The following is a 13,826-nucleotide window of genomic DNA, read 5'->3' as shown; positions in this document are numbered from 1 at the left end:
GAAGCAATTTTACCTCAGCGTTTCCGCCAGATCGTCATCTCTGAAACGGTATGCTGGAACTTGCGTTTGGTTTCACGAATCACAAACGGAATTTCCTTCACGGCAATCAGTTCAAAGTGTGGGATCAGCGTTTCGGTCAGACCATCTAAGGTTGTGAAATTCTCACCATTGACTTTGATTCCCCCCAGCCATTTATCTTTGGGCGTATATTCCTCAAGCCAGGTGTACGGTGAGGTCATCACCAGATAGCCCCCCTCAGTAATGCGATCGGCAATACTGGTCAGGAACACTTTGGGATCCGCTAAACGGTCCAGCAGATTCGAGGCGTAGACCAGATCATAGTTGCTGAACTGAGGCTTGAGGTTACAGGCATCTCCCTGACTGAAGTGAATTTTGTCCTTGAGATTCCGGTAACCAAGGTCATTGAGGGTGACACTTTTGAATTCAACCAAATCTCCTTCTGTGGGAATCGTGTAGCGCTTTTCTCCTTGTTCCAGCAGAGAATAGGCCTGTTGAATAAAACGGGCAGAAAAGTCGATTCCGTCCACATGATCAAAGATTTTCGCCAGCTCAAAGCTAGCTCGGCCCACGGAACAGCCAATATCCAGTGCTCGATGGGTATGGTGCAGGGAAATCTCCTGCATACATTGTGATACGCCATTCACACAGAAATTCGGGACATTGAAGTACTGGTTGCCGTAATGAAACTCCAGGTACTGGGCAATCAGCTCGTTGGTTTCGTAGATGTTCAGATGGGTCATGCTTTCCGGATCCTGTTTTGAAATGACATAACGGAATCCGGCGTGCTGATAAAAGTGGCGACGGAAAGCGTAGCGTGACTCTGGAATGGTTTCATTACCGGTTGAAATCCAGGAACCGCCTTTCATCAGGTTATGCTTGCCATCAAAGGTTGGAGTGGAGAAGTCATCATATAAAGGATGAACTTTGAATCCCTGAAATCCGTCAATCGCTGTTTCTGTCCATTGCCAGACATTGCCGATAATGTCGCACAGACCGTTATGTTCAAAACGATCGACCGGACATGACGAAGCAAAGTATGCCAGTTCAGTATTGCCCGGCACTTCCTGCCACGCTGGAGAAGCCGTATTCAGACACTGGCGCAGCAGAGACCATTCTGCTTCTGTCGGTAAGCGGACAGGGAGCTGTTCTTTGTCTGCTTTCCAGTTACAAAACGCTTTGGCTTCTAACTGGTTAATTTCAACTGGCCAATTGAGCGGCAGCGGCATTTCACTGCACAGGTTACGCTGTAACATAATGCCGTCCCGTTCAACCCAGAAACGCGGCATCTGCGCCTGTGTATACTGAAGCCAGGCAACACCTTCTTCAGACCAGTATCTTTCCTGCTGATAACCGCCATCTTTGACAAATTCCAGAAATTCCTGATTTGAGACCAGGTATTTGCTGGTTTTGAAATCATCGACCTTGTATTGCTGCACACCGTACTCATTATCCCAGCCATAGGTGTCTGCACCTTCCTGCTTACCCAGGGTGATTTTACGGCCTGAAATGGCAATCAGCTGATTTTCCGGAGCGTCTCCGGCTTCTTCGCAGGGAGCCCATTGCGGGGATGGCGTTAAGTCTGAGAGGGGAAGCTGGCGGATGATGACGGAGGTGGTTTCAAGGTGAATGCGTTCGTGTTCTATGCCCATCAAAATGACCCAGGCCGGATCGTCTTCTTTGATGGGTAACGACAGTGGCATGGTGTCAATGAACTGGCTGACGGTGGACTTCACTTGATCACGATAGTTGCGGACATCATCAACGCTGGGCCAATCGTAATGGGCATCGTTCAGATCATCCCAGGACATTTCATCGACACCAATGGCAAACATTGATTCAAAGTGAGCATTCAGCCTGCGATCAATGTATTTACCCAGTTTCAACTTATTGATATAGAAGACAGCCGTATGGCCAAAGTAGAAAATCAAGGGGTGGCGAAGAGGTTCAGCTTTCTTGTAAAAGGCCTGGTGATTGTTAATCAATGAGAAAAGAGATTCATACACTTCCCATGTCTGGTTGAATGCGGCTTTTAACGTTTGCCGTTTGGCCTGCTCGGAGCTTCCTGTAAGTAACACACTTCTTGTTGCTGCTGTTGGAAAATGAACCATAGCTGCTTACTCTCCTGTAATCGTAAATCCTTTTTGATATTGCGTATGTTGGGGCTCGCTCAGTTCAGTTGCACCGTTTCGCTGACGGTATGACTTATGGTGCAACCATACGTCCCCAAGAGCAAGCCGGTGTATTTATTTTTGATCGGTAAACTCAATATTAAGAAGCGTTTGGCTTCTGCATTCTGAGATTGTCTGAAAAACTAAAAGGCCCCCGGATGGGAGCCTTCAATCGGATAACTAAGTTCTGAGCTTAGTTTTTACGTGAGCCAGTAAATGCGTAACGTGATGATTTTTTACCGTTTTCAGTCGTTGCTTCAAACTTCACTGAACGAGAAGAGTTCAGTTGCAGTGGAATGAAGACTCGACCACGCTCATCTGTGGTATAAGTTTTGCGTTGTTGAGGTACGTTCGCAACAGAGACTGAAGCGTTTGCAGCGGGTTGGCCATTTTCGGTTACGGTGACCCAGGCGCCGTTGTTGGCATCGGTTACGCGGATGTCAGCAAGGGCTGATGTAGACATGATCAGTACAGCGGTTGCAGTGAGTACTTTAAAGCTAGTCATAATATTCACCTCATTTATCAGTGGCAAAGCCATTGATTAGGTTGCGCCTAAATTTCTTAGGGTTAATTGTTACAGGGCTCTCACATTTAGACCTACTTATTGCCAAGAAATTTCAATCCTGTGTTAAGTCTATCCCAATTTGGGTGGTCACTTCCTGTAGCCGCTTGGTTCGTATGTCTGCCCACTCATTACCCTAGTGAATATAGTGATTGATAACTTAATCATTGCTTAACCATCATCATTATTATAGTAACCCGCAAATCGAACGGATGATTATTTCATTTCAGGGTGTAAATGAAGTGAATAATTTTGTGGTATTTTTTTGAGGTGTGATATTTTTTTGCCTTAAGAGAAGCCTGAATCTCAAGCTTCTACCAGAGAGGATGACATTGCTTCATAGTAAGATAAATCTTCTGTGATTCTGTTGACCCGGATTGCATCTGTCTTAACACAGATAAATGAGAGGCCTGCTTTTTCAAGTACTTTGCCCGGTTTTGGGTCCAGCCGTCGGTGCTGAGCAAAAATTTTGGTGAGATGGAGATGAGTAAATCCGAAGTCTACGATGCGCCGGGCTGCCTCTGTACAGTACCCTTGTTGCCAGAAAGGGACACCCAGCCAAAAACCAAGCTGGGCTGTGTTGTCTTGGATATGATGCAAACCAATCGATCCGATGAGTTGCTCTGTATCTTTCAATGTAATTGCGAAGATAGCCAGTGTTCCCTGATCCCAGCCAGCCAAAGCTCTGCCGATCCACTGTCCAGCCATGCCAGAATCATAAGGATAGGGCACATTGGTTGTGCCTAATGCAATTTCAGGGGCGCCAGCCATTTTTTGGATTCGCCCGGCATCTGCAAGCTGTAACGGACGGAGTAACAAACGCTCTGTGGTTAAGGTTGGTTGCCTCATCTCATTCTCCTGGAAACCGGATAGATAAAATAAAGCCTATATTAAATATGTTTCATCTTGGTTGAACTGAATCTGGATCAAAAATACGAGCAATGAGGCCCGTAAACCAGTATCGTTTTTACGGGCTGTTACTTCAGGCCGTTGTTCAGTCCTGACCGGGTGGACCAAACAGGCGGTATAAACGGGATCTCACAGACTGTTCGGGGGCGAATGCGCGGCTGAAGATATGTTTCCAGTGGTGAAAGGTGGCTGTGACAGGATGCCAGCCGGCAAAATCTTCCTGGATCCCATAACGGATGAGTGTGTGTTCGTTTTCCGGGACGAAAGTGCCAAACATTTTATCCCAGATAATCAAGACACCTGCGAAGTTTTTATCAATGTATTCAGGGTTACGGGCGTGATGCACCCTGTGGTGTGACGGGGTGTTAAAGATCAGTTCCAGCCAGCCTAAGCGATGAATGACCCGGGTATGCACAAAGAACTGAAAGGCCAGATTGATTGCGACAACCAGAACGACTGTCTCTGGCGGATAACCAATCAGAATCAACGGTAACCAGAAGATCCACATGCCGGATAACGGGTAGGTCAGGCTTTGCCGGAAAGCAGTGGTGAAGTTCATGTGCTGTGAAGAGTGATGCACAATGTGAGAAGCCCACAGCCAGTTGATATGGTGCGACGCCCGGTGAAACCAGTAATAGCAAAAATCCTGAAGCAGGAAGGCAAGGGCGACCGTAGCCGGCGATAAGTGAATCTCAAATATTCTGTATTGATATAGCCAGAGAAAAAAAGGCATCAACAGCAGGGTCGCAATGACATCAGCTGTCTGGTGCAATCCAGCCAGGGTCAGGTTACAGGCGACTTCTTTCCAGTGATAGTCTTTGTTGTCATGAAGACGTAATCGACGGTATTCCCATACCATCGCAAGGAAGAACAGGGGACTGACGGCGAGTAAAATTAGCGCTTCCATGATGATTCACCGTGTCGTGCAACGTTGATGAGAGCTTTCTGGATACTTTTTTTCACTAAGAACTTGATTAGCCAGCCGGTACCTTTCACTTTGGGTGAAAAGCTGATTCGGTACTGAATTTTACTGGTATCTGCATTCAGGCTTTGCACTTGAATCCATCCGCCATGCTCTTGCACGGGGCCGCCATTCACGATTCTGTAGTGCAAGTGTTCATTCTCTTTATAGTCGATCACTTTTTCATCGAAAGTGAATGGTCCGGCAGATACACGGCGTATTGCGCCAATACCATTCGGTTTAGGTTTTCCAGGCTTCACCAAACGGTAAGTGCCGTTAAAGAATCGACCAAGGTTTTGATGATCTGTTAATAACTCGAACAAGATTTTTTTTGGAGCCTGGGCAGATTGTTCTAATAAGATAGTATGCACTGGCATGATGGATTCCTGTTAAGTTGTCAACAATATGTTAACAGTGAATTTTATGATGTCAAATTTGGTCAAAATGATACTTTTCTTATTTTACAAAGGCTTATTTGTGGTTGTGGTCATTTGGAGGTTTCTTCAGGCAAGAAATAATATGCAATTGGTTTGAATTTTGTGTGTTTATTTTGTTAACGCTTGTTAAGGTCTTGATTCACATTGCTTTGTAATCAGTCGGATCTGACGTTAACGAAAATGTGAGCAAAAACTCACAAAAAAGGTCAAAAATACGGTTGAAAAAATTGCCCGGGGCTCTTATATTGATTTGGTTGATGTGGACTAGATGGTGATAACACTGAAAAAAACTTGGATAACCTGAGCCCCACAAAGTGATCTGGCCCTGATAGCAGCATTTCCCCAAATGCAATGACAGGTCAGTGATTAAATCAGGAAGTTCAGTAAGCAAACCATCTCGCTTCATACTTATCTTACTTCCAGACTCTGAGTACCAAGGACACGACAGTCATCTGTTGATGGTGTAATTCAGATTTGTTTTGGAATAAGTCACGTTAACGATATCCAAATGTCATTCAACTGTCATCGGTATTTGGGTAAAGTGAAACGGATTAGGTAGCAAAGCTTTGAATAAAACTTAGCTTTTTATCTATGTTTTATCGAGAGGTGAATTATGACAAATAGAAGCCGTAGACAATGGTTTTATTATCAATCACAGTCTTCTAAGTCAAAACTAAGAAGTAAATAACGTGTTTCTCGCGGAAGCGAGAAATTAGAACGATCAGATTGATAATTGATTCCAACCATTGAAAGTAGCCAGAAACACCCATGAATTGTGTTTCTGGCTTAAGTCTTTTTTGGGGAATGGAAAATGAAAAGAATCGAAGTATGAAAAGATTTGAATACTGAGTGACTGGATTCCCGGTGAAAACGATGCCTGAATCTAAATTACCGGTAAATTTTTCCGCCAATCATCATGTTTTCAGGAATCGACTTTAGTTCAATTCCACCTAAATAAATATCTCCCTTCACTGTAATACTCGCCGGAAGTTCTGTGATTTTTGTATGTGCCAGATACAAGTTGCCGCCTACTTGCAAATAGGGAGGCAGCTGAGTGAGCGGCATGCCAATCAGGCTTAAATCACCCGGAACGCGTAAATGTGGGTTTAGCTGAGTCAGCCTGGTGTGCGCCAGATTCAGATATCCGCCAATCTCCAGTTTTCGGGGTAACATCGTAATGTCGCTATAGGCCAGATCCAGATTCCCATCCACACGAATTGTTTTGGGTAAAACTCGTATATCACTGTTTTCCAGATTCAAATTTCCTTTGACATGCAGAGGGTCGGGCAAACGGATCAATTTAGAATGCCTTAACGACACGTTGCCATAGCTGTCGGTATAGTTCAGTAGTTTTAATTCAGAAACAAACTGGCTGGCTGCCTGAGCCTGATGAAAAGACAAGGTTAGTGTAAATACACTGAAATGACAGAACTGGCGGAGTCTTTTCGACATTCTTCTCATGGATTGGCTTATTTTGTGCATTGATTACGTGGAATTGTAATCCGTAAATACAGAAAAGACAGCGCCATAAAACAAAATGGGAGTAGTATCACCGAATGCAGCCGACGGGAAACATTCTGGATTTTGCGCTGCCTGAAACACAGCGCAAAATTGGAATCAAGAATCAAACTGCTTAATTAAAACTGAGGTATCAGCCCGATTCAGACCTCTTTGCTGCAGCTTTTCATATTCAGCATCGACCTGATGAGTCAACGGAAGTGATACGTTTAATTTCTCTGCAGCTTCAAAACAAATTGCGAGATCTTTCCGCATCCAGTCGATGGCAAATCCGAAATCAAATTTGTCTTCAGCCATGGTGACAGCCCGGTTTTCCAGCTGCCAGGAGCCAGCAGCACCGTGTTTCAAAACATCGGTCATTTTCTGAATATCTAATCCGGCTGCTTTTGCCAACGTGATCGCTTCAGAGAGTCCCTGAAGTACGCCGGCAATACAGATCTGATTCGCCATTTTGGTGATCTGGCCAAAACCGATACTGCCCATCAGTGTTGAAGCTTTTGCGTAGGGCTGAAAGACAGCTTGAGCTTTGCTGAAATCTTCCTCACTCCCACCAACCATGATGGTCAGGCAGCCATTTACAGCTCCAGCTTCACCGCCTGACACGGGTGCATCCAGAAATGATGCTGAAACTTGTTGTGCTGCTTCAGCGATTTCACGGGCAACGTCGGCGGATGCAGTTGTGTGGTCAATCAGTAAGGTACCAGGGCGGACAGCGGAAAGGATACCTTCTTCCCCGCAGTAAACCTCGCGGACATCGTGATCATTACCGACACAGGTTAAGACGACATCAGCATTTTGTGCCGCTTCAGCGGGTGTCCGGGCCATTTTCCCTGCGTAGGTCTCAAGCCATTTCTCTGCCGTCGCAGTGGTGCGGTTAAAGACCACAACCTGAAACCCGGCATTTGCTAAATGTCCGGCCATAGGAAAACCCATGGTGCCCAAGCCGATGAAGGCGATCGTTTTATCTGTCATGATTGTGCATCCTATTGCGTTTCTATCCGGCAGGGATGATATCACAGCCCTGATGCGAAAGTGTTATCAGAGAAAAAGTGGCGGAGCAGGGGAAGCTGACATTGGATGTTATGGCGCGAAAAAATCAATCGGATGTGTTACAGGGTGGTGTATTGAAGACGAAGGTGTGAGACCTAGGCTTACATGCACAATGCGGCACAATGCAGCACAATCAATGCGCTGCATTGTGAAAGAAGACAGAGTTAACGCGCTGTAAGTGAACGGGATTTGAGGTCAAAAATTATCTTTTCTGCACTGCATTCAAATTGCAGGCGGGCAGTCATCTGCTTTCCGTCATCACTATAAATTGTCTGATGCTTAACATTACTGTTGACGCCTTGAGCCAGCGCCAGATAGGGGGCAAACTCCGATTCAATTGCTGCTTGACTCTCACCATCAAAGGCGAGCTCTGAAACTTCATCACCTTCACGAATCAAAAAGCCTATCTCGGCAACGACACCACAGGCTTCACAGGGTTCTTCGGTTTGATGCAGATCAGCCATAATCTATCCTTTAAACTCATACGACGTTTGAGTATGAGTGTATCTGCGGATTGGCAGATGCGCTATCAAAGTCAAAGCGAAAGGTTTGTCACAGATCAAAGCAAGCGGAAGTACTTTTAAAACAGCCAGGGCGAGGATAAACAAAGAAAAGGCTGACCTTCCAGGAAGGCCAGCTGTATCAGAAGAGATTACTTTTCCTCAAACCGCTTCGCCAGTGCTTCAAAGTCATCGACTTTGCCACTGAGTCCAGCGCTTGATTCTTCAACCAGCAGTAACTCTTTAAAGTTCTGCTCAGAGGCTGCAGCGATAGAGTGGATATGCTGACGGGTATGATCGGTGAGCTGCTCCTGATCTCCGGCCGCCTGCGCCATTTGCCCGATGAGCCTGTTCATTTCAATCATATTGGCTTCCATGCTCCTCAGGCTTTCTGAACCCTTGGCAGCAATTGAAACACATTCATTGGTTTGATCACGATTATGCTCTATCACCGAACGCCATTCGTCGATGGTGCTCAGCATGTGTTCAATACTGTTCTGGATTTGTTCTGTTGCCGTCTGAGTTCTTGAGGATAACGCCCGGACTTCATCTGCAACGACCGCGAAACCACGGCCATGCTCACCAGCACGCGCGGCTTCGATCGCAGCGTTCAGCGCCAGCAGGTTGGTTTGATCGGCGATCCCACGAATCTCTGTCATCACCGTACTGACTTTGGCGGCTTCATCACTGAGTTGCACTGTTGCTGCGGTTGCCTGTTCAGCCTGAGCAGAAAGAACCTGCAGGTTTTGCTGAGTTGCGTCTAACTGATGACGCGTTTGATCGCTGAAATTTTGCGTACTTTGCAGCAATTGTTCGGACTCTTCCGCGTGCTGGCTGACATGCTGCGCAGAGCCGGTCATGTCATCAAGTGCACTGGCAACATTCCGAATGTTATCGTTTTGATGGCGGATTGCCTGATTGACCCGGGTTGCTGTTTCACTCAGATTTTCTGCCAATACATGTAAAGGCTGGGCGGCATCTGTCATTCTGCCAAGAACCGTACGCATACGGGCCGATGCCATTTTCAGGTGGTAGTCGGCAATGGAGTACTGACCGTTTCCTGAATAAATCAGGCGGCTGATGCTGTCATAATTCTGTCTGAGCTGATGAAGCTGTTGTGGTGTATTGAACAGTTCCTCCCGGAACCAAAGCGCCAGCACCAGCAAAGGCATCATGGAAAATAAAACACTCCATGAGAAACCATCCTGCATGAGGCTGTATAAGCCGGGGAGCAGAGTCGCTGCACCAAGCAAGCTATAACGCACAGCTGAAGGCACTGTGAGATTCAGTGTACTTTTGCCTTCATTTCCCCGCAGGACTTTATAAGCCTGCGCTGCGGTTTTTACCATTTCCGGGGTTGGTTTTACCCGGACAGATTGATAACCGACCATTTTCCCGTGTTCATAGATCGGCGTCACGTAGGCATCAACCCAGTAGTAACCGCCATTTTTGGTTCGGTTTTTAACCACGCCGCGCCAGGCATTTCCTTTTTTCAGGTGACTCCACATATCCGCGAAAGCGGCTTTTGGCATATCGGCATGGCGAATAATATTGTGGGGTTTACCGAGTAATTCAGATTCAGCGTAGCCTGCAACCTGGCAGAAACATGGGTTGCAATAAGTAATGGTTCCTTTCAGATCAGTCGCAGATACAAGCTGTTCGCCAGCCGGAAATGTGACTTCACCGTCCTTCATGGTGTGAATGGAGATAGCAGACACGTATAACCCTTGTTTTAATATGATTTTTTATCGGGTGAATAAGAGCATAGATGCATCTGAGATTTCAATAGGAGGATAGCGAAATCATCTATAACCGCACGAAAATTAATGGCAAAGATGGTTGGTGGTGTGAGGTTGCGCTAAAAATCCGATACTCAATCCAACGCTTATGATCCGGCGAGGGGGAGAAGGTGAATCACTCGGATGACAGACCAGTGAGCGTTCAATGGAAATTATGCAATAAATTTGAGTGGTAGGGTTTATTTGACATCAAAGCATCGCTTGCTATGCTGTTGGGGTATCGAATTGATGTGCGTTTGAATTCATAAAGGTACTTATTCACATGATGGCTAATCAGAGATAAGGAGCATTTATGAAAATCGTTTATGGCAACATAGATAAAAATGGAAACATTGTATCTGGTAGTGGTGACTTTACAGTTGAAAATGTTGGTGCGGGCCATTACAAAGTTGGCTTTAAACAAGCTTTTCACTTAGCGCCAAGTGTTGTCGGGTCTCAAACTGACTACGATAGCTCTAATCAAAGCCCACTCGACAACATCGTTTTTCCTTTTGTTGAAACAACAGGGTTTTCAGCCAATGTTGGCGGTGCGAATGGGAGCTTTCAGAATAGAAGCTTCTCATTTATTGCAATTGGCGAATAAATTTTGTTTACGATGTCGTCATAAAATTGAAGCCTGCAAACGCAGGCTTCAGAGAAGTTTGTCTCCTCTTCTTGCAACCCTCTCTTCGAAGAAGATGATGTTTAACCAGCCTGATGGCATCCCGCGCTGAAGTCTGCTGTTCTTTATCCCCGTAATCCGGTTGATCTCAAACGCTAATTCAGTCGGAATCGATGGTTCAATTTCTTGTCTTCCACGTTACTGAAGTCAGTGCCCGCAGGAACGGTTCACCTGCGACTCGGGAAACGGTCAGAATTAGCTATATTTATATTGTTAAGAATCGTGATGAGGTGGAGAAGGGATTTCTATTCTTTATCCAAGCAGTGAGAGGATTTGATTATGGTTCTTTCTGAATGTCGCGAAATGTTCAACCAACATACACTGGTCGAGGCGAGGCTGGTGCATGACTTTCTGAGTGCCGGCTGGAGTGTGAACTTCAAGGATAATGATGGGAATGATTATCCGCTGACGGATGTGTACGGGATCCCCTGCAGCTATGATTCTCTGAAACAGGCAGAGGATATTGTTCACGAAATTGGCGACTGTCCGATTCAGGTCGACAGTCTGTTTCATTTCTCTGAACGCTAGCACTAACTCTTTGTTGTCCTGCTGAGATCGTGGATTTCAAGCGGACGGAAGAATTGAGTGGTCGGAAGTAACCATGCTGGTTCGACCACTCTTTCCTTGTCTGAAATAGAACGATCGTGCTTTACTTGGTCGGTCTGTTGATCACCATTGGCTGTCTGACAGCACGAATGGGTTCTTCGGCGAAGTTGGTGTCACCCGAGTGGCGTGTGCAGGCACAATCAGCAGACTCAGGGAATGAGAAAGGAAGTGCAATGAGTAAAGGGCGGGTCACTCGCGAACACATACTGAAAACGGCATTCGATCTGGCCAGCAAAGATGGACTGGACAGTCTGACCATTGGTCAGCTTGCCAAAGCATCCGGGATGTCGAAAAGCGGGCTGTTCGCACACTTTAATTCCAAGGAAAATCTGCAGGTATCAGTGTTGCAGTATGCGGGAGATTATTTTGCACTACATGTTATTCAGCCCGTCCGTCGGATTCAATTTGACTCGGTTGAACAAAAACTCAGGTCATTGCTGAGCCACTGGCTGGCCTGGAACCATTCTTTTCAGGGCCGGTGTATGTTTATTGATGCCTGGAAAGAACGACGGCACGGTGACGATTCTGTCCAGTTGGAGCTCGACATCATTACAAGGCGTTGGCTGGATTATCTCTGCCTCCAGGTGGAGAAAGGGAAGTTGTCAGGTGAGTTCAGAGCAGACTTAGATACCTGGCAGTCAGTTTTTCGGCTGTATGGCGCTTATCTGAGCAGTCAGCTCTTTCATTCTCTGGCGCTGGAAGACGATGAAAGTCGCCGGTTCTGGTGTGAAGTCGAAACCGTTTTTGCCGAGTGGCGAACACCATAATTTTTAAAAACTTAAAAAAGCACGACCGTTCTTTTTTGTGGAGGCAAGCAATGAGCAGCAAAATTTATTTCAATACAGCGGGTGGCCTGAATCTCAGACGCCGCGCAACGAATCTGATCACCCGTGCTTATCACAGAATGGCTCCATCTCATGCTGTAAATACGGCGCGGAAATTGTTACTGACGCCAGAAAAAATAATCAAGCAAGCGGAACAGCCTGACGGGATGCGCATTAAAGCGATTCAAAGCACTGAAGGCAGTCTGATGACTTATGCATTGGGGGATGGCCCGGTGTGGCTGCTGGGGCATGGCTGGTCAGGTTCAGCCAGTCAGTTTTTCCCGCTGATGGAAACAATTGCAGCGGCGGGGTTTACCGCATTGGCGTTTGATAATCCCGCTCATGGGAACAGTGAAGGGCAGTATGGCCACTTACCGGGATTCGTAAAGGGGCTGGAAGCTGTGATTGATCAGGAAGTGGAAGAGCTGGCGGGCGTCGTGGCTCACAGCATGGGCTGTACTATGGTCCTGGAAAGTAAACATCCGAAGCTGGCTGGAAAACCGATGTTTTTGATTGCCCCGGTACTGAACTACAGGGACAACCTTTATCGGATGGTTGATGTGTCCGGTTTTTCGCTTCGTTTATTCCGGGATGTGGTCGGGGAAATCGAGCAGCAATATCAGTATCCGATTGATACAGTCGATACTTTTGCCCGGTTGTCTGAACATCAGGGGAAGGTTCTGATCGTACATGACGTTTCAGATCGGTTTGCACAGATTGAGCAATCCCGGGATGCGAATGCCCTGAACCACGTCGAATTGATAGAAACCGAAGGGTTAGGGCATAGTCGGATCCTGAGCAGTCAGGTGGTCCTGGATGCATTTGATGTCATCAGTCCGTCCGCATTATCGCGGCACCGGATCAGCTCGATTTCGCTGCAACAGTTTCAGATTGAGCGGTAAGTGCAGCAACTTCTGCATCCAGTTTAGCAATATGATTCAGCATCATTTCATGGCAGTGGTCAGCCAGTGCTCTGGCGTCCTGGACGGTCATTGCTGAAGTGTCAATAGGGTCAAGATACTCAGCAATCACGGTCCCGTTGTCCCGGTTGCTGAGATCAATCTTGTTGTAAGTGCTGCTGACCACCATAGGCACAATGGGTACACCTGCCTCAATGGCCATTCTGAATGCACCAGTTTTAAAGGGCAGCAGACCTCGTCCTTTACTTCGGGTGCCTTCCGGATACATCCAGACCGACAGATTTCGCTCGTGAATAGCAGTGACAACCTGTTTGATGGTGTCTCGGGCTTTGGCTTTGTTTTCCCTGTCAATCAGGATATTACCGGTAATCCAGTAAAGCGGACCGAAAAAAGGGATCCAAAGCAGGCTTTTCTTGCCGATGGAAACTGTTCTGGGCCGAACCATTCCGGGGGAGGTGACGAAATCAAAAACGGTCTGGTGGTTTGAGATGTAGACTGCCTTGCCGATCCTGGTAACTTTTTCCTCCCCGCGCTCAATAATCTGCACGTTGACAATTTTTCTCAGCACTTTAAACCATTGGCTGAAAAAATAGACATGTTTCGGATCGCGCGGACTGAACAGACAGTAAATCAACGCGAACAGACAGGTGAACACAATAAAAACGGTAGCCAGTAAGAGGCGGATAAAAGCGAGCACAACAACTCCTTATATACACAAACTGCTTTTTCTTTAGCGTAATCCAGTACAGGAATTTCGCAAAAGAGGTCTGATGAGTTGTATGCAACAACTCACAAAATCGCATGCTAATTCACTGAAAATGAAAACAATTTCTTGCGTATCCTGCGCATTAATGAATTTGGACTGTTCTGTAGGGTGAAAATATCTTTGT

14 protein-coding genes are annotated in these 13,826 nt (G+C 46.4%); 4 read left to right on the top strand and 10 right to left on the bottom strand.

The genetic code is table 11. The annotated features are described in order from the left end of the window. Positions 1 to 14 precede the first annotated feature (14 nt). From ovoA to ACYP03_RS04180, 9 genes are all read right to left on the bottom strand, one after another. On the bottom strand, positions 15 to 2,129 hold the full coding sequence (gene ovoA, locus ACYP03_RS04220) for a 5-histidylcysteine sulfoxide synthase (RefSeq protein ID WP_459778602.1): 2,115 nt from the start codon (positions 2,127 to 2,129) through the stop codon (positions 15 to 17). Between the two features lie 253 nt (positions 2,130 to 2,382). Then, complete coding sequence (locus ACYP03_RS04215; protein ID WP_459778601.1) at positions 2,383 to 2,727, bottom strand: hypothetical protein; 345 nt, start codon at positions 2,725 to 2,727, stop codon at positions 2,383 to 2,385. Positions 2,728 to 3,057: 330 nt separating this feature from the next. Next, the gene (locus tag ACYP03_RS04210) at positions 3,058 to 3,600 is read right to left on the bottom strand and encodes a GNAT family N-acetyltransferase (protein WP_248142533.1); all 543 of its coding nucleotides are present in this window, start codon (positions 3,598 to 3,600) and stop codon (positions 3,058 to 3,060) included. Positions 3,601 to 3,745: 145 nt separating this feature from the next. Further along, the gene (locus ACYP03_RS04205; RefSeq protein WP_459778599.1) at positions 3,746 to 4,567 is read right to left on the bottom strand and encodes a sterol desaturase family protein; all 822 of its coding nucleotides are present in this window, start codon (positions 4,565 to 4,567) and stop codon (positions 3,746 to 3,748) included. Beyond that, entirely contained in the window at positions 4,555 to 4,998 is a 444-nt protein-coding gene (locus tag ACYP03_RS04200) for an SRPBCC family protein (protein ID WP_330959894.1), read from the bottom strand. The genes ACYP03_RS04205 and ACYP03_RS04200 overlap by 13 nt, the downstream gene beginning before the upstream one ends. Positions 4,999 to 5,946: 948 nt before the next feature. Next, positions 5,947 to 6,510 carry a hypothetical protein gene (locus tag ACYP03_RS04195; protein ID WP_330959895.1) on the bottom strand — a complete coding sequence of 188 codons (564 nt, stop codon included), beginning with the start codon at positions 6,508 to 6,510 and terminating at the stop codon, positions 5,947 to 5,949. A 165-nt stretch (positions 6,511 to 6,675) separates the two neighbouring features. Further along, positions 6,676 to 7,548 (bottom strand): NAD(P)-dependent oxidoreductase, encoded by an 873-nt coding sequence (locus ACYP03_RS04190; RefSeq protein ID WP_459778597.1) that lies wholly within the window; start codon positions 7,546 to 7,548, stop codon positions 6,676 to 6,678. Positions 7,549 to 7,790: 242 nt separating this feature from the next. After that, positions 7,791 to 8,090, bottom strand: coding sequence for a DUF406 family protein (locus ACYP03_RS04185; RefSeq protein WP_330959897.1), 300 nt, complete (start codon positions 8,088 to 8,090; stop codon positions 7,791 to 7,793). A 188-nt stretch (positions 8,091 to 8,278) separates the two neighbouring features. After that, complete coding sequence (locus ACYP03_RS04180) at positions 8,279 to 9,820, bottom strand: methyl-accepting chemotaxis protein (protein ID WP_459778818.1); 1,542 nt, start codon at positions 9,818 to 9,820, stop codon at positions 8,279 to 8,281. A 397-nt stretch (positions 9,821 to 10,217) separates the two neighbouring features. On the opposite strand from ACYP03_RS04180, the gene ACYP03_RS04175 reads away from it, so the two are divergent. The 4 genes from ACYP03_RS04175 to ACYP03_RS04160 all read left to right on the top strand — a co-directional run bounded on the left by ACYP03_RS04175 (position 10,218) and on the right by ACYP03_RS04160 (position 12,918). Next, positions 10,218 to 10,508: a hypothetical protein gene (locus ACYP03_RS04175; protein WP_459778595.1), complete on the top strand. Its 291-nt coding sequence runs from the start codon at positions 10,218 to 10,220 to the stop codon at positions 10,506 to 10,508. A 357-nt stretch (positions 10,509 to 10,865) separates the two neighbouring features. Further along, the gene (locus ACYP03_RS04170) at positions 10,866 to 11,114 is read left to right on the top strand and encodes a hypothetical protein (RefSeq protein WP_248142526.1); all 249 of its coding nucleotides are present in this window, start codon (positions 10,866 to 10,868) and stop codon (positions 11,112 to 11,114) included. 251 nt (positions 11,115 to 11,365) lie between these two features. Next, positions 11,366 to 11,959, top strand: a complete 594-nt coding sequence (locus tag ACYP03_RS04165; protein WP_248143334.1) for a TetR/AcrR family transcriptional regulator — start codon at positions 11,366 to 11,368, stop codon at positions 11,957 to 11,959. 50 nt (positions 11,960 to 12,009) lie between these two features. Continuing rightward, positions 12,010 to 12,918, top strand: a complete 909-nt coding sequence (locus ACYP03_RS04160; protein ID WP_459778592.1) for an alpha/beta hydrolase — start codon at positions 12,010 to 12,012, stop codon at positions 12,916 to 12,918. Here ACYP03_RS04160 and ACYP03_RS04155 read toward each other — a convergent pair. Beyond that, positions 12,878 to 13,633, bottom strand: coding sequence for a 1-acylglycerol-3-phosphate O-acyltransferase (locus ACYP03_RS04155; protein ID WP_459778591.1), 756 nt, complete (start codon positions 13,631 to 13,633; stop codon positions 12,878 to 12,880). The two genes, ACYP03_RS04160 and ACYP03_RS04155, sit on opposite strands and share 41 nt — an antisense overlap. Positions 13,634 to 13,826: the final 193 nt, after the last annotated feature.

The organism is Photobacterium sp. R1 (genome assembly GCF_054600795.1).
This window is presented reverse-complemented; position numbering and strand designations above follow the sequence as displayed.